General features: G+C 66.2%; 18 protein-coding genes. 2 read left to right on the forward strand and 16 right to left on the reverse strand.

From position 1 onward, the window contains the following. Nucleotides 1-23: 23 nt before the first annotated feature. Genes ABIB42_RS17670 through argJ form a run of 3 tightly spaced genes read right to left on the reverse strand, consistent with a single transcriptional unit; the run spans nt 24 to nt 2,561 of the window. The gene (locus ABIB42_RS17670) at nt 24-440 is read right to left on the reverse strand and encodes an NUDIX domain-containing protein (protein WP_005668264.1); all 417 of its coding nucleotides are present in this window, start codon (nt 438-440) and stop codon (nt 24-26) included. Next, a complete protein-coding gene (locus ABIB42_RS17675) occupies nt 433-1,323 on the reverse strand; it encodes an ATP-binding protein (protein ID WP_005668261.1) in 891 nt (296 codons plus the stop codon). The genes ABIB42_RS17670 and ABIB42_RS17675 overlap by 8 nt, the downstream gene beginning before the upstream one ends. Then, nucleotides 1,323-2,561 carry a bifunctional glutamate N-acetyltransferase/amino-acid acetyltransferase ArgJ gene (argJ, locus tag ABIB42_RS17680; protein WP_273036487.1) on the reverse strand — a complete coding sequence of 413 codons (1,239 nt, stop codon included), beginning with the start codon at nt 2,559-2,561 and terminating at the stop codon, nt 1,323-1,325. The genes ABIB42_RS17675 and argJ overlap by 1 nt, the downstream gene beginning before the upstream one ends. 139 nt (nt 2,562-2,700) lie before the next feature. Here argJ and ABIB42_RS17685 point away from each other — a divergent pair, with 139 nt between their 5' ends. Beyond that, nucleotides 2,701-3,771 carry an N-acetylmuramoyl-L-alanine amidase gene (locus tag ABIB42_RS17685; RefSeq protein WP_184235398.1) on the forward strand — a complete coding sequence of 357 codons (1,071 nt, stop codon included), beginning with the start codon at nt 2,701-2,703 and terminating at the stop codon, nt 3,769-3,771. Nucleotides 3,772-3,818: 47 nt separating this feature from the next. Here the strand turns inward: ABIB42_RS17685 and secA are convergent, their stop codons facing one another. Further along, nucleotides 3,819-6,605 carry a preprotein translocase subunit SecA gene (gene secA / locus ABIB42_RS17690; protein WP_184235401.1) on the reverse strand — a complete coding sequence of 929 codons (2,787 nt, stop codon included), beginning with the start codon at nt 6,603-6,605 and terminating at the stop codon, nt 3,819-3,821. A gap of 248 nt (nt 6,606-6,853) precedes the next feature. Here secA and ABIB42_RS17695 point away from each other — a divergent pair, with 248 nt between their 5' ends. Further along, nucleotides 6,854-7,345 carry a DciA family protein gene (locus ABIB42_RS17695; RefSeq protein WP_429248724.1) on the forward strand — a complete coding sequence of 164 codons (492 nt, stop codon included), beginning with the start codon at nt 6,854-6,856 and terminating at the stop codon, nt 7,343-7,345. Nucleotides 7,346-7,510: 165 nt separating this feature from the next. On the opposite strand, the gene lpxC is transcribed toward ABIB42_RS17695, so the two are convergent. From lpxC to murD, 12 genes are all read right to left on the reverse strand, one after another. Beyond that, a complete protein-coding gene (lpxC, locus tag ABIB42_RS17700) occupies nt 7,511-8,446 on the reverse strand; it encodes a UDP-3-O-acyl-N-acetylglucosamine deacetylase (RefSeq protein WP_429204092.1) in 936 nt (311 codons plus the stop codon). Between the two features lie 89 nt (nt 8,447-8,535). Continuing rightward, nucleotides 8,536-9,378 carry a DMT family transporter gene (locus tag ABIB42_RS17705; protein ID WP_429248754.1) on the reverse strand — a complete coding sequence of 281 codons (843 nt, stop codon included), beginning with the start codon at nt 9,376-9,378 and terminating at the stop codon, nt 8,536-8,538. 47 nt (nt 9,379-9,425) lie between these two features. Further along, nucleotides 9,426-9,875: a GNAT family N-acetyltransferase gene (locus ABIB42_RS17710; protein WP_429248725.1), complete on the reverse strand. Its 450-nt coding sequence runs from the start codon at nt 9,873-9,875 to the stop codon at nt 9,426-9,428. Between the two features lie 66 nt (nt 9,876-9,941). Then, nucleotides 9,942-10,445: a peroxiredoxin gene (locus tag ABIB42_RS17715; RefSeq protein WP_429248726.1), complete on the reverse strand. Its 504-nt coding sequence runs from the start codon at nt 10,443-10,445 to the stop codon at nt 9,942-9,944. A gap of 142 nt (nt 10,446-10,587) precedes the next feature. Further along, entirely contained in the window at nt 10,588-11,787 is a 1,200-nt protein-coding gene (gene ftsZ, locus ABIB42_RS17720; protein ID WP_005668244.1) for a cell division protein FtsZ, read from the reverse strand. A gap of 144 nt (nt 11,788-11,931) precedes the next feature. Further along, nucleotides 11,932-13,164, reverse strand: coding sequence for a cell division protein FtsA (ftsA, locus tag ABIB42_RS17725; protein WP_005668243.1), 1,233 nt, complete (start codon nt 13,162-13,164; stop codon nt 11,932-11,934). A gap of 15 nt (nt 13,165-13,179) precedes the next feature. After that, entirely contained in the window at nt 13,180-14,019 is an 840-nt protein-coding gene (locus tag ABIB42_RS17730) for a cell division protein FtsQ/DivIB (RefSeq protein WP_005668242.1), read from the reverse strand. A gap of 6 nt (nt 14,020-14,025) precedes the next feature. After that, a complete protein-coding gene (locus tag ABIB42_RS17735) occupies nt 14,026-14,997 on the reverse strand; it encodes a D-alanine--D-alanine ligase (RefSeq protein WP_184235405.1) in 972 nt (323 codons plus the stop codon). Continuing rightward, entirely contained in the window at nt 14,994-16,403 is a 1,410-nt protein-coding gene (murC, locus tag ABIB42_RS17740) for a UDP-N-acetylmuramate--L-alanine ligase (RefSeq protein ID WP_005668240.1), read from the reverse strand. The genes ABIB42_RS17735 and murC overlap by 4 nt, the downstream gene beginning before the upstream one ends. After that, nucleotides 16,403-17,494: an undecaprenyldiphospho-muramoylpentapeptide beta-N-acetylglucosaminyltransferase gene (murG, locus tag ABIB42_RS17745; protein WP_005668238.1), complete on the reverse strand. Its 1,092-nt coding sequence runs from the start codon at nt 17,492-17,494 to the stop codon at nt 16,403-16,405. Before murG ends, murC begins: the two co-directional genes overlap by 1 nt. Next, the gene (ftsW, locus tag ABIB42_RS17750) at nt 17,491-18,708 is read right to left on the reverse strand and encodes a putative lipid II flippase FtsW (protein ID WP_005668236.1); all 1,218 of its coding nucleotides are present in this window, start codon (nt 18,706-18,708) and stop codon (nt 17,491-17,493) included. Before ftsW ends, murG begins: the two co-directional genes overlap by 4 nt. Then, on the reverse strand, nt 18,708-20,204 hold the full coding sequence (murD, locus tag ABIB42_RS17755) for a UDP-N-acetylmuramoyl-L-alanine--D-glutamate ligase (protein WP_005668234.1): 1,497 nt from the start codon (nt 20,202-20,204) through the stop codon (nt 18,708-18,710). The genes ftsW and murD overlap by 1 nt, the downstream gene beginning before the upstream one ends. Nucleotide 20,205: the final 1 nt, after the last annotated feature.

The raw sequence follows: 20,205 nt of genomic DNA on the forward strand, positions 1-20,205 counted from the left end.
TCCTTGAGATTGATGGTCCGCGCTTAGCGTTCCGGATACCGGACCCGGTCGAGCCACGCGAGCAGCGGAATGGTGGCCGGCAGCAGCGGGCTCACGCCGAAAGCGCCCTGCCAGGCGAAGGCCTGGCCTTCCAGGCTTTGCGGCTCCCCTAACCACTCGCGGCAGATGTAGAAATACAGGCGCACGTGGGCGTGTTCGTACACGTGCTCGACGCAGCACCAGGCGTCCCCGCTCACCACCTGCACCCCGAGTTCTTCCATGAACTCGCGCTGCAGGGCGGCGAAGATGTCTTCACCCGCCTCGACCTTCCCGCCCGGGAATTCCCAGTAGCCGGCATACGGTTTGCCGTCGGGACGCTGGCCGAGCAGGACGTCGCCGTCGGGCCGCATCAGGATGCCGACGGCGACGTCGACCGGCGCTTGATTGCTTGTTTCAGTCATTCGATGATGCATCCGGCAGCTTGCCGGCATAGTCCTTCGCGAATTGCCAGGCCACGCGGCCCGAGCGCGAGCCGCGCTGCAAGGCCCATTGCAGGGCCTCCGGGCGCGCGGCCTCGATCTGCTGGGGCGTGCAGCCGAAGTCGGCCAGCCAGTGGCCGACGATGTCCAGGTAGTCGTCCTGGCGGAACGGGTAGAACGACAGCCACAATCCGAACCGTTCGGACAGCGAGATCTTTTCTTCGACCGTCTCGCCCGGATGCAGGTCGCCGTCCTCGCCGTGACGGTAGCTGGCGTTGTCCGACATTTTCTCGGGCATCAGGTGGCGCCGGTTCGAGGTGGCGTAGATCAGCACATTGTCCGACTGCGCCGTGATGCTGCCGTCGAGCGCCACCTTCAGCGCCTTGTAGCCGGCCTCGCCCTCTTCGAACGACAGGTCGTCGCAAAACACCACGAAGCGCTCCGGCCGGCCGGCGACCAGGTCGATGATGTCGGGCAGGTCGGCCAGGTCGGCCTTGTCGACTTCGATCAGGCGCAGGCCCTGATCGGCAAAGGCGTTCAGGCAGGCCTTGATCAGGGAAGACTTGCCGGTGCCGCGCGCGCCGGTGAGCAGCACGTTGTTGGCCGGGCGGCGCGCCACGAACTGGCGCGTGTTCTGTTCGATCTGGCGCTTCTGGGCCGCGACGTGCTGCAGGTCCTCGAGCTTGATGGTCGATGCGTGCAGCACCGGCTGCAGGTAGTTGCCACCGCCGGCCGGGCGCCGGCGCCAGCGGAAGGCGAAGCTGCGCTTCCAATCCGGCTCGCGCGCGCTGGCCGGCGGCAGCACCGCCTCCAGGCGCTCGAGCAGGCCTTCGGCGCGGCGCAGAAACTGGTCGAGCGGCGTCATTACGAACGATAGTCGGCGTTGATCGAGACATAGTCGTGCGACAGGTCGCACGTCCAGACGGTGGCCGTGGCGTCGCCGCGCGCCAGCTTGACGCGCACCGTGATCTCGGATTGCTTCATCACGCGCTGGCCGTCTTCTTCCTTGTAATCCGGATTGCGGCCGCCGCTCTTGGCCACCCAGACGTCGTCCAGGTAGAGGTCGAGTTTGGTCACGTCGAGGTCGTCGACGCCGGCGTAGCCGACCGCGGCCAGGATGCGGCCCAGGTTCGGGTCGGACGCGAAGAAGGCGGTCTTGACCAGCGGCGAGTGCGCGATCGCGTAGGCGATCTTGCGGCACTCGGCCACATCAACGCCTTCGTCGACCGTGATCGTCATGAACTTGGTCGCGCCTTCGCCGTCGCGGATGATCTGCTGCGCCAGGTTGCGCGAGATGTCGGTCACGGCGTCCTTCAGCGCCTCATAGTCGGCGCCGCTGGCAGCGTCGATCGACAGGCCGCCGGTGCCGGTCGCGATCACGATGAAGGAATCGTTGGTCGAGGTGTCGCCATCGATGGTGATGGCGTTGAACGAGTGGTCGGCCGCGTGTTTCACCAGTTCATCCAGCACCGGCTGGGCGACTTTGGCGTCGATCGCCAGGTAGCCGAGCATGGTCGCCATGTTCGGCTTGATCATGCCGGCGCCCTTGCTGATGCCGGTCATCGTCACGGCATGGCCGCCGATGGTGACGGTGCGCGAGGCAGCCTTCGGCTGGGTGTCGGTGGTCATGATCGCCTCGGCGGCGTTGAACCAGTTGTCCGCCTTCAGGCTACCCGCGGCGGCGGGCAGGCCGGCCAGCAGCTTGGGCATCGGCAGCTGTTCCAGGATCACGCCGGTCGAGAACGGCAGCACCTGGCCGGCCTCGAGGCCCAGTAACTTGGCCACTTCGGCGCAGGTGGCGTTGGCGTTGGCCAGGCCCTGCTCGCCGGTGCCGGCATTGGCGTTGCCGGTATTGACCACCAGCGCGCGGATCGGCGCGCCGCCGTTCTTCACGGCCTCCAGGTTGGCCTTGCTGACCTGCACCGGCGCGGCGCAGAAGCGGTTCAGGGTGAACACGCCGGAGACGGTCGCGCCCTCGGCCAGCTTCATGATCAGGACATCCTTGCGGTTCGGCTTCTTGATGCCGGCTTCGGCAAAGCCGATCTCGACGCCGTTGACGGGCTTCAGGTCGGCAGCGACTGGCAGGGGGGAATTGACGGCCATGGTGATCTCGTTGGAAAAATTGTCGAATTCGTTATTGTAACGCCAGCGCCCTGGCCATGCTGCGAGGTTTCTGCTGCACATCAACGCGCTCGGATGCCGATAGGAAAAACATGCAGGAGCAGAACCGACGGGAGCCGCCATGTCAGCATCGAACCAGATCGCGTTGAGCGCCGCCGCGCGGCGTTGCCAGCAGCATTTCCAGGATGCCGCGCTTGAATTCGACGTGCCGCCGGCGCTGCTCGAAGCGGTCGCCTGGGCCGAGTCGCGCTGGCATCCGCCATCGCCGCAGGCGGCCTCGCACCACGGCCTGCCGCAGTCCTACGGCATCATGGGCTTGCGCGACGACCCGCATTTCGGCCGCTCGCTGCGCCTGGCCGCCGCCCTGCTCGGCATGCCGTCACGCCGGCTGGCGCTGGACACGCCCAGCAATATTCGTGGCGCTGCCGCCCTGCTCGCGCTGTATGGCGCAGGACTGACGCGCCAGTCGCCGCTGGAAGCCTGGGAAGACGCGCTGGCGCGCCTGTGCGGCATCGCGCAACGCGACGTCGCGCAAATCCACACCTACGACATCTATATGGCGATCCGAGAAGGACGCCAGGGACCGGATTTCGCGGTCACGCGCCTGCCGGTCGACCTCACGCGCATCTATGGCCAGGCCCGGCTGGACGTGCTGTCGGCACCGGCGCTGACCTTGGCCGACTACCCTGCAGCGACCTGGCTGCCGGCGGCCAGCTGCAATTACTCGAGCCGCACGCTGGCGGTCAGCCACGTGACCATCCACACGACCCAGGGCTCGTATGCGGGCGCCATCTCGTGGTTCCGCAACTGCAGCGCCGGCGTGAGCGCCCACTACCTGGTGCGCTCGTCGGATGGCCAGATCACGCAAATGGTGAAAGAAAGCGACAAGGCCTGGCATGCGGGCAGCGCCAACGGCCACACGGTCGGCATCGAGCACGAAGGCTTCGTCGAGCAGCCGGACGCCTGGTATTCGGAGCCGATGCTGATGGCCTCGAGCGCTCTGGCGCGCGCCATCCTGGCGACGCGCGGCATCGCGCCGCGGGTGTATGACGGCAGCCGGGGATGGAACGCGGTGCTGCCGGAGGCCGACTACAACGTGAAAGGCCACGTCAATCACGCCGGGCAGACGCATACCGATCCGGGCGCGGGCTGGGATTGGGAACGCTACCGGCGGATGGTGATGGACGAATGAAAACGGCCGGGTCGCCCCGGCCGTTCTGGATGCTGGCTAGTGGCTGGTTACGCCAGCTTGCCGTGGCACTGCTTGAACTTCTTGCCGCTGCCGCAAGGGCATGGATCGTTGCGGCCGACCTTCACGCCCATATAGCTGTTGTGGTCTTCGGCCGACACGGCTTCGCCGTCGCCGCTGCGGTTCGGGTTCGGATTGAGCAGCTCTTCCGGCGCGGCCGACGGGTTGAAGTCGGCGTGCTGGTAGTTGACGTTTTCCAGCTGCGCGGCCTGGGCCGCCATCGCCGCCTCGGCCGCCTCGACTTCTTCGCGCGACTGGATGCGCACGGTCATCACGGTGCGGATCACTTCGTTCTTGATCAGGTCCAGCATATTGCTGAACAGCTGGAACGCTTCGCGCTTGTATTCCTGCTTCGGATTCTTTTGCGCATAGCCGCGCAGGTGGATGCCCTGGCGCAGGTGGTCCAGCGCCGCGAGGTGCTCGCGCCAGTGGGTGTCCACGCTCTGCAGCATCACGTTGCGCTCGAAGCCGCCGAACGATTCCTTGCCCACCACGCCGACCTTGGCGTTGTAGGACGCGTCGGCCGCCGCCAAGACGCGCTCGAGGATGTCGTCGTCGTTCAGGTTCGGTTCGTCCTGCAGCATCTGCTGCAGCGGCACATCCAGGCTCCACTCGGACGACAGCGCGCTTTCCAGGCCCTTGACGTCCCACTGTTCCTCGACCGATTCGGCCGGCACGTAGTCGCGCACCAGGTCGGTGAACACGCCCACGCGCAGCGAGTTGATCATCTCGCTGATGTCGGTCGACTCCAGCAGTTCGTTACGCTGGGTGTAGATCACCTTGCGCTGGTCGTTGGCGACGTCGTCGTACTCGAGCAGCTGCTTGCGGATGTCGAAGTTGCGGGCCTCGACCTTGCGCTGGGCCGACTCGATCGAGCGCGACACGATGCCCGCCTCGATCGGTTCGCCTTCCGGCATCTTGAGGCGGTCCATGATGGCGCGCACGCGGTCGCCCGCGAAGATGCGCAGCAGCGCGTCGTCCAGGCACAGGTAGAAGCGCGAGGAACCCGGGTCGCCCTGGCGGCCCGAACGGCCGCGCAGCTGGTTGTCGACGCGGCGCGATTCGTGGCGCTCGGTGCCGATGATGTGCAGGCCGCCGGCGTTCACCACGTGGTCGTGCAGCGATTGCCATTCGTCGCGCAGCTGCTGCGCCTGGGTGGCTTTCTGTTCCGGCGACAGGTTGCTGTCGGCCTCGATGATCTGGATCTGCTTGCCGACGTTGCCGCCCAGGACGATGTCGGTGCCGCGGCCGGCCATGTTGGTGGCGATGGTGATCATCTTCGGACGGCCGGCCTGGGCCACGATCTCCGCTTCGCGCGCGTGCTGCTTCGCGTTCAGGACGTTGTGCGGCAGCTTGGCCTTGGTCAGGATGCCGGACAGCAGCTCGGAGTTCTCGATCGAGGTGGTGCCGACCAGCACCGGCTGGCCGCGCTCGTAGCAGTCGCGGATGTCGTTCAACATCGCGTTGTATTTTTCTTCCGAGGTCTTGTAGACCTGGTCCTGGCGGTCCTTGCGCTGCGAAGGACGGTTCGGCGGCACAACCACGGTTTCCAGGCCGTAGATTTCCTGGAATTCGAACGCTTCGGTGTCGGCGGTGCCGGTCATGCCCGCCAGCTTGGCGTACATGCGGAAGTAGTTCTGGAAGGTGATCGAGGCCAGGGTCTGGTTCTCGTTCTGGATGCGCACGCCTTCCTTGGCCTCGACCGCCTGGTGCAGGCCGTCCGACCAGCGGCGGCCCGTCATCAGGCGGCCGGTGAATTCGTCGACGATCACGACTTCGTTGTTCTGCACCACGTAGTGCTGGTCCTTGTGGTACAGGACGTGGGCGCGCAGCGCCGCATACAGGTGGTGGATCAGCGAGATATTGGCGGCGTCGTACAGCGACGCGCCTTCGGGCAGCAGGCCCATTTGCGTCAGGATCGCCTCGGCGCGCTCGTGGCCCTGCTCGGTGAGCAGCACGGTGTGCGCCTTCTCGTCCTTCAGGTAGTCGCCCGGGACCTCGATCTTGCCCTTGCCGTCCGGGGTTTCTTCGCCGATCTGCTGGGTCAGTTGCGGCGGCACTTCGTTCAGGCGGTGGTACAGGTCGGTGTGGTTCTCGGCCTGGCCGGAGATGATCAAGGGGGTGCGCGCCTCGTCGATCAGGATCGAGTCGACCTCGTCGACCACGGAGAAATTCAGGCTGCGCTGCACGCGTTCGCGCGCGTCGTAGACCATATTGTCGCGCAGGTAGTCGAACCCGAATTCGTTGTTGGTGCCGTAGGTGATGTCGGAACCGTAGGCCTTCTGCTTGCTGTCGTGGTCGAGCTGCGACAGGTTGACGCCGGTGCTCAGGCCCAGCCAGCCGTACAGCTGGCCCATCTGGTCCGCGTCGCGCTGGGCCAGGTAATCGTTGACGGTAATGACGTGCACGCCCTTGCCCGACAGACCGTTCAGGTAGACCGGCAAGGTCGCCATCAGGGTTTTGCCCTCACCGGTGCCCATTTCGGCGATCTTGCCCTGGTGCAGGACCATGCCGCCGATCAGCTGCACGTCGAAGTGGCGCATCTTGAGCACGCGCTTGGCCGCTTCGCGGCAGACGGCGAAGGCTTCGGGCAGGATATCGTCCAGGGTCTGGCCCTTGGCCAGGCGATCCTTGAATTCTGGCGTCTTGGCTTGCAGTTCGGCGTCCGAAAGCTGCTCCATTTGTGGCTCGAGCGCGTTGATCTGACGCACGGTCTTTTGGTACTGCTTGAGCAGACGCGAGTTACGGCTGCCGAAAATCTGGGTCAGGAATGACATGCTGTGTTCTAGAAAAATACGCCGCAAAAAGAAGCCAAGATGATATCAAAGCGATAAGCACCGTCGACAGAGTTAGGCAAATAACCACCGATTTTATCATGCGATCCGGCCACACTTGGGGATCGTAGGCAGGATAACAAGTCCTGCTGAGCCAGAAACGTTATCAAACTGGCTTCGATGGCGCTGCCACGGGGCCGGATCCGCCACCCGGTCCGCCCAAAGCGCGGGCGCTGTGGTATGTTCCAAGCATGCAGCAATCTCCTCCCAAGCGTCCCTTCCATATTTTCGGGACCAGCACCCGGCAGACCTCGCACGCCGCCACCGACTTCTTGCGCGCCAACGACCGCATGGCCAGCCTGCTGCCGGCCGTCGGCCGCATGGCGCGCCTGCAGGCCGACTGCGCGGCGGCGCTGCCGGCGATCTTTCACAATTGCGACGTGCTGTCGTTCCAGGAGGGCGTGCTGACCCTGGCCGTGCCCAGCTCGGCGCTGGCGGCCCGCCTCAAGCAGCTGCTGCCGAAGCTGCAAGCCACCCTGCTGCAGAAAGGCTGGCAGGTGGAATCGACCCGGATCAAGCTGCAGGTGACGCGCGCCCTGCCCGACCGGCCCGAGATGCGCACGCTCGAGCTGCCGCCGCGCGCGGTGCAGGCCTTCGAGGAACTGGCGCAATCGCTGCCGGAAACGCAGCAGAACCGCGACCTGGTGGCGGCGCTCAGGGCGCTGGCGGCGAAGCGGAGGTAACTGGCGGCGAAGCGGAGGTAAAGGTGTTGGTGGGTGAACTTGGGTTCCCGCCTACGCGGGAACGACGGTTTTACCGCCAGTAGCAAGCTGATACCTTGACCCCTTGCCTTGGCACGTCATTCCCGCGCGAGGCGGGAATCCAGGTTGCAGGAACAGCCAATCAAGTCAGCTCTGCGCCCACTCCCGCGTCATCTGCCGCACATAGGACGGCGGCGCCGTGCCCAGGTCGTCGAAGGTCACGATCTCATAGGCGTCGGGCCGGGACAGCAGCGTGCGCAGCAACTCGTTGTTGAGCGCATGGCCCGATTTATGCGCGGTATAGCTGGCCAGCAGCGGATGGCCGATCAGGTACAGGTCGCCGATCGCGTCCAGGATCTTGTGACGCACGAATTCGTCGTCATAGCGCAGGCCGTCGGTGTTCAGGATGCGGTACTCGTCCATCACGATCGCGTTCTCGAACGAGCCGCCGCGCGCCAGGCCCATGCCGCGCAGGCTTTCCACGTCCTGCATGAAGCCGAAGGTGCGCGCGCGCGCCACGTCGCGCACATAGGTGATGTCGCCGAAATCGACGGTGGCGCGCTGCATGGTGCCGTCCACCGCCGGATGATTGAATTCGATGAAGAAGTCGAGCTTGTAGCCGTCGTGCGGCGACAGGCGCGCCCATTTCTCGTTGGCGCCGCTACCCTGGCGCACCTCGACGTCCTCGAGCACGCGGATGAACTTGCGCAGCGGCGCCTGCTCTTCGACGCCGGCCTGCTGCATCAGGAACACGAAGGACGATGCCGAGCCGTCCATGATCGGGATTTCCTCGGCCGTCACGTCGATGATCAGGTTGTCCAGCCCCAGGCCGGCGCAGGCCGACATCACGTGCTCGACGGTCGAGACGCGGGCCTCGTCCTTGACCAGCACCGAGGCCATGCGGGTGTCGCCGACCATATAGGCGGAAATCGGGATGGACACGATCGGGTCCATGTCGACGCGGCGGAACACGATGCCCGTGTCGGGCGCGGCCGGACGCAGGGTCAGCTCGACCTTGCGGCCGGAGTGCAGGCCGACACCCGTGGTGCGGACCAGTTCCTTGATGGTTCGTTGTTTCAGCATGGGCCGATTATAGCCCAGCGCTTGCAGCGGCGCTGCCGCCCCCCGCGATTGGCGGGGCCCAGGGTGGCGCGGTCGCGACAGCGGCCTTGCTAAGGGTGCTCCGCCTCGACGTGGTCTTTTTCGTGGCGGATCAGATACAGGCCGCTGCCGATGATGATGGCCGCGCCCACGATGGTCCAGCCGTCGGGCAGCGCCCGCCACAGCAGCCAGTCCAGGCCCACGCCCCAGGCCAGGGCCGAATACTCGAACGGCGCCACGCTCGAGGCCTCGCCGCGCGAAAACGCCTCGGTGATCGCCAGCTGGCCGATGAAGCCCGACACCGCCAGGCCGCACAGCAGCGGAATCTCGCTGGCGGGCAGCGGCACCCAGTCCGGCGCCGCCAGCACTCCGGCGCCCGCCGCGATCATGACGATCAGCCAGAACACCGTGTGCTCGCTGCGGTCGGTGCGCGCCAGGACCCGCACCGTGATCGCCGACACCGCGTAGCAGGCGGCGGACCCCAGCACCGCCAGGCCGCCGATGGTGAGAAAGCCCGCGCCGCTGGGACGCAGCACCACCAGCACGCCGCACAATCCCACGCCGATGGCGAGCCAGCGCGCCAGGTCGACGCGCTCTTTCAGCAACAGCACCGACAGCGCGGTGATCAGGGCCGGCGCGATGAAGAAGATCGCATAGGCCTCGGCCAGCGACAGCTTCTTGAGGCCGAAGGCGAACAAGGCCAGCATCAGGATGCCCAGCAGGGCGCGCAGCAGGTGCATCGACCAGCGCACCTGGAACACGCCCGTGAAGGCGCCGCGCCAGGCCACGTAGGCGGCGACCAGCGGCAACGAACACATGGCGCGCAGCGCCGCCACCTGCAGCGCCGGATAGCGCGCCGCGAGCAGCTTCATCGCCGTGTCCATCAGGGCGAACATGAAGACGGCGAGCAGCATCGCCTGGATGCTGTACAGGTTGCGGCCGCGCGCCGTCGCCAACCCGGTCACAGGCGCTTCTCCATGAACAGGCTCAAGGGGTCGGGCCGGTAGCCGCCAAACGGCGCGCAGCGGCTGAAGCCGAAACCTTCGTACAGCGCGATCGCCGCCGGCTGGTGAATGCCGGTTTCGAGCTTCAGCACGGCCAGGCCCGACATGCGCGCGAACATCGCCAGGTGTTCCAGCAGCTGCTTCCCCGTGCCCTGCCCGCGGCGCGCCTCGTCCACGACCATGCGCTTGACTTCACCATAGGCGCCGCGATTGACCAGGGCCACGCAGCCGACCGCCGCGCCGTCGATGTCGCGCGCCACCAGGAACAGCACGTCGCCGGCCAGCAGCGCATCCATGTCCAGCAGGTGGTTGCTCTCGGCCGGGTACAGCGCCGCGCAGTAGGCGTCGAGCTCTTCCAGCAGCGCCCGCACCTCGGGCTGGTCGGGGGTTTCGGTATTGATGATCATAAGGAGATCACAAGAAGAAAGCGGCGCCGCGGCGCCGTTTTATCGGGGGGTGAATCCGCTCGCGAATCAGCCGAGTTTCTGCAGCATCGATTCGGCGCTCGAGGCGTCGATGCCCTTGGCGTCGATGTCCAGGGTCTTGACCACGCCATCCTCGACCAGCATCGAATAGCGCTTCGAGCGCGTGCCCATGCCGTGCGCCGAATAATCGTTGTCCAGTCCCAGCGACCTGGTGAAGGTGGCGTTGCCGTCGGCCATCATGCGCACGATGCCGGTGGCCTTCTGGTCGCGGCCCCAGGCGCCCATCACGAAGGCGTCATTGACCGAGATGCACCAGATTTCGTCGACGCCCTTGGCGCGGATCTCGTCGGCATGCTTGACGAAGCCCGGCACGTGCTGCACCGAGCAGCCCGGGGTGAACGCGCCCGGCAGGCCGAAGATCACGATCTTCTTGCCCTTGACCAGGTCCGCCACCTGGAAGGTGTTCGGGCCCAGGCTGCAGCCCGCGGTCTCGTTCTCGATGAATTCCGCGAGGGTGCCTTCCGGCAGGCGGTCGCCGATCTGGATGGTCATGTCTGTTCTCCTGTTGATGTTTTGTGAATCTTGCCATTATCGCCGATCCGGATCGGGCGTGCTGGCCTTGCGACCGTTTCGCGGCGACGCAAACGAAAAGGCCAGCTTGCGCTGGCCTCTTCATCGCGAACGAGCGACCGAATCAGTCGGCCTGCTTGCGCAGGAACGCCGGAATGTCGTAGGTCTCGACGCCGTTGCGCTGCATCGCCTGCACCTGCTCCGATGCCTGCTCGCGGCGCCACACGGCCGGCTGCTTCATGCCGCCCAGGGCGTCGGCGCTGGCCTTGCCCGCGGTCAGGCCGCCGGCGACGGCCGCGGCGCCCTGCATCACTGGCGCGTCGTAGGTGCCGGTGCGCAGCTGCTGCTGCGGTTGCACCAGCTGGATCGACTTCTTGTTCTTGCCCAGGCCCGTCGCGACCACGGTCACGCGGATTTCGTCGCCCATCGCGTCGTCGTAGGCGATGCCCTGGGCGATCGAGGCGTCCGGCGCCGCGAAGGCGCGCACGGCGGCCATGACTTCCTTGATCTCCTTGCCTTTGAGGCCGCGGCTGGCGGTCACGTTGACCAGCACGCCCTTGGCGCCCGACAGGTCGATGCCGTCCAGCAGCGGCGACGCCACGGCCTGCTCGGCGGCGATGCGCGCGCGGTCAACGCCGGCGGCGGTCGCGGTGCCCATCATGGCCTTGCCCTGCTCGCCCATGATGGTCTTGACGTCGTTGAAGTCGACGTTGATGTGGCCCGGCACGTTGATGATCTCGGCAATGCCGGCCACCGCGTTGTTGAGCACATCGTCGGCGTGCTTCATCCAGTCGAGCATCGATTCGTCTTCGTAGATGTCTTCGAGTTTTTCGTTGAGGATGACGATCAGGGAGTCGACATGCTTGGTCAGTTCTTCGAGGCCTTCCTCGGCCACGTCCATGCACTTCTGGCCTTCGTAGGAGAACGGCTTGGAGACCACGGCCACGGTCAGGGCGCCCATGGTCTTCGCCACTTCAGCCACGATCGGCGCGGCGCCGGTGCCGGTGCCGCCGCCCATGCCGGCGGCGATGAAGACCATGTGGGCGCCGCGCAGGGCATCCTCGATGCGCGAGCGCGACTGCTCGGCCAACTGGCGGCCGACCTCGGGACGCATCCCCGCGCCCAGGCCCGAATCGCCAATCTGGATGATGTTGTTGGCGCTGGAAACCGCCAGGGCCTGTGCGTCCGTGTTTGCGGCGATGAACTCGACACCGGACACACCTTTATTGATCATGTGCTGAACCGCGTTGCCGCCGGCGCCACCGACGCCAACGACCTTGATCACGGTTCCCAGTGCTGCGTTATCGACCATATCGAACTCCATGATGAACTCCCTAATTTTCAAAATGCGGTTCCAGGGAAGAGGCCTTGGCGTTGCTGGTTCGCTGCCCTCAAACCGGTAACTGCGATTGTATTTAAAAACCTTGTACCCGTGACGAATTTTTACAACTGAATTTGTTACTAGAGTTTAGAAATTCCCGGCTATCCATTCCTTCATGCGCTGCCAGACCGCCTTCACCGACCCGTCCTGGCGCGTGACGATGTGTCCGCGCAGGTACTGCTTCTTCGCTTCGAGCAACAGGCCGAGCACTGTCGCGTAGCGCGGGCTGCGCACCACGTCGGCCAGCTGGCCCCGATAGTCGGGCGTGCCGAGGCGCGCGGGCTTGAGGAAGATGTCTTCCGCCATCTCGATCATGCCCGGCATGATCGAGCTGCCGCCCGTCAGCACGATGCCCGAGGACAGCACGCCTTCGTAGCCGGATTCGCGCACGGCCTGATGGACCATGGCGAACAGTTCTTCCACCCGGGGCTCGATCACGGCTGCGAGGGCCTGGCGCGACAATGCGCGTGGGCCGCGGTCGCCGAGACCTGGCACTTCGAGTGTCTCGCCCGGATCGGCCAATACCTGCTTGGCCACGCCGTAGCGGATCTTGATGTCCTCCGCCTCGCCGGTCGGCGTGCGCAGGGCCATTGCGATATCACTGGTGATCTGGTCGCCGGCGATCGGAATGACCGCCGTGTGGCGAATCGCGCCGTCCGAAAACACCGCGATGTCGGTGGTGCCGCCGCCGATGTCGATCAGGACCACGCCCAGTTCTTTTTCGTCGACCGTCAGCACCGCGTCGGCGGACGCCATCGGCTGCAGGATCAGGTCCGAGACCTCGAGCCCGCAACGGCGCACGCACTTTACAATATTTTGCACCGCGGACACCGCACCGGTGACGATGTGCACCCGCACTTCCAGTCGAATGCCGCTCATGCCGATCGGCTCGCGCACGTCTTCCTGGTTGTCGACGATGAATTCCTGCGGCACCGTGTGCAGCAGTTGCTGGTCGGTCGGGATGTTGACCGCCTTGGCGGTCTCGATCACGCGCGCCACGTCGGTGGCCGTCACTTCCTTGTCCTTGATCGCCACCATCCCGCTCGAATTGAACGAGCGGATATGGCTGCCGGCGATGCCAGCGTAGACGTTGCGGATCTTGCAATCCGCCATCAGCTCGGCTTCCTCGAGCGCGCGCTGGATCGATTCGACCGTGGCCTCGATGTTGACGACCACGCCCTTCTTCAATCCCTTCGACTCGTGCTGACCCAGCCCGATCACCTCGTGGCGTCCGTCGGACATCACCTCGGCGACCACGGCCACCACTTTGGAGGTGCCGATGTCGAGGCCGACGATCAGGTTTTTCGCGTCTTTTGTCATTGCTGTTCGCCTGCTTCAGATTTGCTTGGTTGTTTTATTGGGTGTTGCATGTTTGGGTGACTCTTTGGGCTTCTTTGCCGCCTTGACCGGCTTCGTCGCATCCACCGGCACCGTGAGCGCCGCCGACGACAGGGCCAGACCGTTCGGATAGCGCATGTCGATCGTGTCGATACGGCCTTCCTGTAGCCGGGCGACCAGCTGCGGATAGACGCCGACCAGGCGCTGCACGCGCTTCTTGAGCGTGTTGCGATCCTGCTCGCGTCCCAGTGCGACGCTCATGCCGTTGTCCAGCTTCACGGTCCAGGCATACCGGTTGGACAGCGACAGCTCCTGCGGCACCAGCTGCACGGGAGCGAACGCCGTGCGCAGTTCGTTGAAGCGGGCCAGCACTTCCTTCTCGCTGCCGACCGGACCGTCGAAGGCCGGCAGCGCCTGCTCATCCTCGGTCTCGGCCACGTTGGCGGTGAACACGTCGCCCTTCACCGACAACAGGCGGCCATCCTCGCCCCAGGTGCCGAGCGCTTCGTGCTCCTCGACCTCGACCACCAGCGCATTGGGCCACTCGCGGCGCACGGTGGCGCGGCGCACCCAGGGCACGGTCTCGAAGGTGGCGCGCACCTGTTCCAGGTCGGCGGTGAAGAAGTTGCCGCGAATCTTGCCGAGCACGCCGTTGCGCACGGTGAGTTCGTTTACGTGCTTCAACTCGATTCCGTACATGCTCTCCACCGTCACCGAACCGAGCGCGAACATCGGGCGCTGCGACAGCCACCACACGCCCGAGATCAAGGCGGCGAGCACCGTCACCGCCGTCAGGAAACTGGCGGTCGCGTTGAGGGCCCGGACGTCATGCCACATCTGCTTTTATCCTTTTGCCTTCTGGCCCATCTTGAGCCGCGCCGAACGCAGGATCTCGACGCACAGGTCTTCGTAGCCGATGCCGACCGCGCGCGCCGCCATCGGCACCAGCGAGTGGGTCGTCATGCCGGGCGAGGTGTTCACCTCCAGCAGGAAGGGACGCATATCGCTTTCGCGCACCAGCACGTCGACCCGGCCCCAGCCCTCGCAGCCCAGGGCGCGGTAGGCGTTCACCGCGTGGCGCTGGATCTCATGGGTCAGCTCCTCCGGGAGCGGCGCCGGGCAGTGATACTGCGTGTCGTCGGTGAAGTACTTGTTCTGGTAGTCGTACTTGCCTTCCGGCGCCACGATCTCGACGATCGGCAGCGCGCGCGCCGAGGCGCCATGGCCCAGCACGGCCACGGTGAACTCGCGGCCGGTGACGAATTCCTCGGCCAGCACCGACTCGTCCATGCTGGTCACCAGCGCCACCGCCTCCTTCAACTGGTCGGCCTGCGTGACCTTGGTGATGCCGATGCTCGAGCCTTCGAGCGGCGGCTTGACGATCAGCGGCAGGCCCAGATCGGCCACCACCGCATCCAGGTCGGTATCCGCATCGATCCGCACGTAGCGCGGGGTCGGCACGCTCTCCTGCAGCCAGATCTTCTTGGTGGTGATCTTGTCCATGCCGACGCTGGACGCCATCACGCCGCTGCCGGTGTAGGGAATGCCGAGCAGCTCGAGGGCGCCCTGCAGGCTGCCGTCTTCGCCGTAGCGGCCGTGCAGCGCGATGAACACGCGGTCGAATCGTTGCGCGGCCAGCTCGGCCAGGCTTTGCGTGCCCGGGTCGAAGGCGTGGGCGTCGATGCCGCGGCTCTGCAGCGCCGCCAGGACGCCGGCGCCGGAAATGAGCGAGATCTCGCGTTCGGCGGAACGTCCGCCGAACAGCACGCCGACCTTGCCGAAAGCCGCTGCGTCAAGAGTTGGGGTGGTGGTCACGGTTCAGGCCTCGCATTGATGATAGATTCGTTAGTGAGTTGGTTGGGCACGCCGCTGATCGAGCCGGCGCCCATGGTCAGCACGACGTCGCCGTCGCGCGCCACATTCAGGATGGCGGCCGGCATGTCGGCGATCGTCTCCACGAAGATCGGCTCAAGCTTGCCCGAGGTGCGCAGCGCGCGCGCCAGCGCGCGGCCGTCGGCGGCCACGATCGGCGCTTCGCCGGCCGGATACACCTCGGCCAGCAGCAGCACGTCGGGCGTGGCCAGCACCTTGACGAAATCCTCGAACAGGTCGCGCGTGCGGCTGTAACGGTGCGGCTGGAAGGCCAGCACCAGGCGCCGGCCCGGATAGGCGGCGCGCGCCGCGGCCAGCGTCACCTCGGTCTCGACCGGGTGGTGGCCGAAGTCGTCGACCAGGGTAAAGCTGCCGCCGGCGGGCAGCGCCACTTCGCCATAGCGCGTGAAGCGGCGGCCGACGCCACGGAATTCCAGCAGGCCCTGGGCGGTGGCGGCGTCCTCGATGCCGATCTCGCGCGCGATCGCGATCGCCGAGCAGGCATTGAGCACATTGTGCATGCCGGGCTGGTTCAGCACGAACTTGGTGTCCGGATAGCCTTCCTGGCGCACCGTGAAATGCATCTGCGTGCCTTCGGCATAGGCGTCCAGCGCACGCACCTCGGCTTCCTCGCAGAAGCCATAGGTGGTGACCGGCTTGGTCACCTGCGGCAGGATCGAGCGCACGTGCGGGTCGTCGATGCACAGCATCACGCGGCCGTAGAACGGCATGCGGTGCGTAAAGTTCACGAACGCGGCCTTCAGCTTCTCGAAGTCGTGCTCGTAGGTGTCCATGTGGTCGGCGTCGATGTTCGTGATCACTTCGATCATCGGCGACAGGTTCAGGAACGAGGCATCCGACTCGTCGGCCTCGGCCACGATGTATTCGCCGCTGCCCAGGGCCGCGTTGGCGCCGGCCGCCGTCAGGCGTCCGCCGATGACGAAGGTCGGATCGAGTCCGCCGGCGGCCAGCACCGACGCCACCAGGCTGGTGGTGGTGGTCTTGCCGTGGGTGCCGGCGATCGCGATGCCGCGCTTCAGGCGCATCAGTTCGCCCAGCATGATCGCGCGCGGCACGATGGGCGTCTTGTTGGCGCGCGCGGCGACCACTTCGGGATTCGCCTCGTTGACGGCGGTCGAGGTCACGACGACGTCGGCGCCGCTCACGTTCTCGGCCTGGTGGCCGAGGTGGACGGTCACGCCCAGGCCGGCCAGGCGCTGGGTAGCGGCATTGCTGCCCAGGTCCGAGCCCGACACCTGATAGCCGAGATTGTGCAGCACCTCGGCGATGCCGCTCATGCCGCTGCCGCCGATGCCCACGAAGTGGATGTTCTTGATCTTGTGTTTCATTAAAGCTGCCCTGCCAATTGTTCGAGTTCGCGCGCGATCGCCTCGTTGGCGTCGCGCTTGCCCACGCCATGCGCCGCCTGCGCCATCGCCAGGCAACGCTCGCGCGTCGTGTCTTGCAGCAGGCTCGCCAGCCGCTGCGGATTGAGTTCGCCCTGCGCCAGATGCACCGCCGCGCCTTGCTTGTCCATCCACACCGCGTTATCGCGCTGGTGGCTGGTGGTGCTGGCGACGAACGGCACCAGCACGCTGGCCACGCCGGCCGCCGTCAGCTCGGACACCGTGATCGCGCCGGCGCGGCAGATCACCAGGTCGGCGTTCGCGTAGGCAGCGGCCATGTCATCAATGAAGTCGACCACGTTTGCGTTGACACCGGCCTGCAAATAAGACGCGCGCAGCGCATCGATATTCTTCTTGCCCGACTGGTGGGTCACGATCGGGCGCAGGGCCGGGTCGATCAGGGCCAGGGCCGCCGGCACGCTGTCGTTCAGGACTTTCGCCCCCAGGCTGCCGCCCACCACCAGCACGCGCAGCGGACCGCTGCGGCCGGCGAAGCGCGCGGAAGGCAGAGGCAGGTCGAGGATCTGCTGGCGCACCGGGTTCCCGGTGACCACCGCCTTGTCGGCCGCCTTGCCGAAGTCCGCCGGGAAGCCGAACAGCACACGCTGCGCCACCGGCGCCAGCGTCTTGTTCGACAACAGCAGCGCGGCATCGGCGTTCACCAGCGCCAGCGGAATGCCGCGCGAACGCGCGGTCAATCCGCCCGGAACCGTGACGTAGCCGCCCATGCCCAGCACCACGTCGGGACGACGGCTGCCCAGATAGCGGCGGCAGGTGAGGAAGCTCGCCGCCATCTTGAAGGCGCCCTTGACGGTGTGGCCCAGGCCCTTGCCGCGCAGTCCGGCGAAGTCGATGGTGTCCATCGGGATGCCGGCCTTCGGCACCAGGTCGGTTTCCATGCCGTGGGCGGTGCCGAGCCAGCTCACTTCCCAGCCGCGCGCGCGCATGGTCTGCGCGATCGCGATGCCGGGGAAGATATGGCCGCCCGTTCCTGCAGCCATGATCATCAAACGCTTAGTGTTTCTGACCTTCATGTGCGGCCTCCGCGCATCCGCACCCGGTTCTCGTAATCGATCCGCAGCAGGATCGCGAGGCCAATGCAGTTGAACATGACGCCCGAACCACCAAAGCTCATCAGGGGCAGGGTCAAACCCTTGGTCGGCAACAGGCCCAGGTTCACGCCCATATTGATGAAGGTCTGCACGCCGATCCAGATGCCGATGCCCTTCGCGGCCAGGCCGGCGAAGGTCTGGTCCAGGGCGATCGCCTGGCGGCCGATGTCGAAGGCGCGCTTGACCAGCCAGTAGAACATCGCCACCACCACCAGCACGCCGACCAGGCCCAGCTCTTCGCCGATCACGGCCATGATGAAGTCGGTGTGCGCTTCCGGCAGGTAGTGCAGCTTCTCGACCGAGGCGCCCAGGCCCACGCCGAAGAATTCGCCGCGCCCGAAGGCGATCAGCGAGTGCGTCAATTGATAAGCCTTGTCCAGCGCATTGCCCTCTTCCCATGGATCGAGGTAGGCGAACATGCGCGCGCGGCGGAACGGCGACAGCGCGATGATCGCGCTGAAGATCACCACCAGCAGCGCGCCGATGCCGCCGAACCAGACGATATTGATCCCGCCCAGGAACAGGATGCCCATGGCGATGCAGACGATCACGCCGAAGGCGCCGAGGTCGGGCTCGAGCAGCAGCAAGGCGCCGACCAGGCCGATCGCGACCATCATCGGCAGGAAGCCCTTGGTGAGCTTGTGCATGTACTCCTGCTTGCGCACCGTGAAGTCGGCCGCGTACAGCACCACCGCGATCTTCATGATCTCGGATGGCTGCAGGTTGAAGACCTTCAGCGACAGCCAGCGCCGCGCGCCGTTGACCGACACGCCCAGGCCCGGGATCAGCACCAGCACCAGCAACACCAGGGTGCCGATGAACATCATCGGCGCGTATTTTTGCCATACCGCGATCGGCACCCGGAACACCACCGCGGCCGCAACCATCGAGACGATGATGTAGATCGCCTGGCGGTACAGGAAGTATTCGTTGCGGTCTTCCAGGTAGCGGAACTTGGGCGAATCGGGCAAGGCGATCGAGGCCGAGTACACCATCACCATCCCGAGCAGCATCAGCAGCAGCGTGACCCAGACCAGCGGCTGGTCGTAGTCCATCATCTTCGACGGCTTGCTGCGGCCGTCGACCGTGGCGTCGGAGGCGGTTCCGGAGAACTTGAACGGAATCTGGAAGGCCATCAGATCTCCTGTCCCTTGTCCAGCGCGATCTCGCGCACCGTGTCGACGAACACCTGGGCGCGGTGCGCGTAATTGGTGAACATGTCGAGGCTGGCGCAGGCCGGCGACAGCAGCACGGCGTCACCGGGACGCGCCAGGCCCGCGGCGCGGCGCACCGCCTGCGGCAGGTCATCCAGGTCGAAGGCCGGCACGCCGGTCGGCTCGACCGCGGCGCGTACCGCGGGCGCATCGCGGCCGATCAGCAGCACGGCGCGCACGTGATCGGCGACCGGTTGCGCCAGCGGCGCGAAGTCCTGGCCCTTGCCGTCGCCGCCGGCGATCAGGAGGATCTGCTGGTCGGCGCCGGTGAAGGCCTTGCCCAGGCCGGTCAGGGCAGCCACGGTGGCGCCGACATTGGTGCCCTTGCTGTCGTCGTAGTAATCGACGCCGTCGATGGTGGCGACCAGTTCCACGCGATGCGGCTCGCCCGCGTATTCGCGCAAGCCATGCAGCAGCGGCGCCAGCGGCAGGCCGCAGGCGCGGCACAGGGCCAGCGCGGCCAGCGCGTTCGAGGCATTGTGCAGGCCGCGGATTTTCAAGGCATCGGCCGGCATCAGGCGGTTGACGATGGCCTCGACCGGCTCCGGCGCCTCGTTTTTCTTGCGCTTCTTTTCGACTTCCTCGCCCGCGACCGCATTGGCCAGCCACAGCACGCCGCGCTCTTCGAGCAGGCCGAAGCTGTCGGCCTCGACCGGCTCATCGGTGCCGAAGGTATAAGCCGGGGTGTCGACCGCCGCCATGCGCATCACGCGCGCATCGTCGCGATTGAGCACGCGGATGGTAGCCGCGCCGAAGATGCGCGCCTTGTCGGCCGCATAGGCGTCCATGCTGCCGTGCCAGTCCAGGTGGTCCTGGCTCAGGTTCAGCACCGTCGCGGCGTCGGCCTGCAGGCTGAAGGTGGTGTGCAGCTGGAAGCTGGACAGTTCCAGCACCCAGGCCTGCGGCAGGTCATTCGCATCGATCGTTTCGCGCAGCACGTCCAGCGCGGCCGGGCTGATGTTGCCGGCCACGCGCGTGCTGAGGCCCGCGCGGCGGCACAGCAGGCCGGTCAGGCTGGTCACCGTGGTCTTGCCGTTGGTGCCGGTAATGGCGATGACCTTTGGCGTGTAGCCGCTCGTCTCGCGCAGGTGCGCCAGCGCCTGCGCGAACAGCTCGATCTCGCCCCACACCGGAATGCGGCGCTCGGCGGCGGCGGGCACGATCTCGGCCAGTTCGCGATGCGGCGCCAGGCCCGGGCTGACGGCGACGAAGTCGACGCCGTCGAGCAGCGCGACATTGAAATCGCCCGCGATGAATTCGGCGTCAGGCGCCGCGGCGCGCAGCGCTTCCAGGCGCTGGGGTGCATCGCGCGTATCGGCCGCGCGCACGCGTGCGCCGGCCCGCGCCAGCCAGAGCGCCATCGCCAGCCCGGATTCGCCCAGGCCCAGCACCAATGCGTGTTTGCCGTCGTAGTTCATT

Source organism: Massilia sp. UYP32, from assembly GCF_050434365.1.
GTDB lineage: Bacteria > Pseudomonadota > Gammaproteobacteria > Burkholderiales > Burkholderiaceae_D > Telluria > Telluria timonae.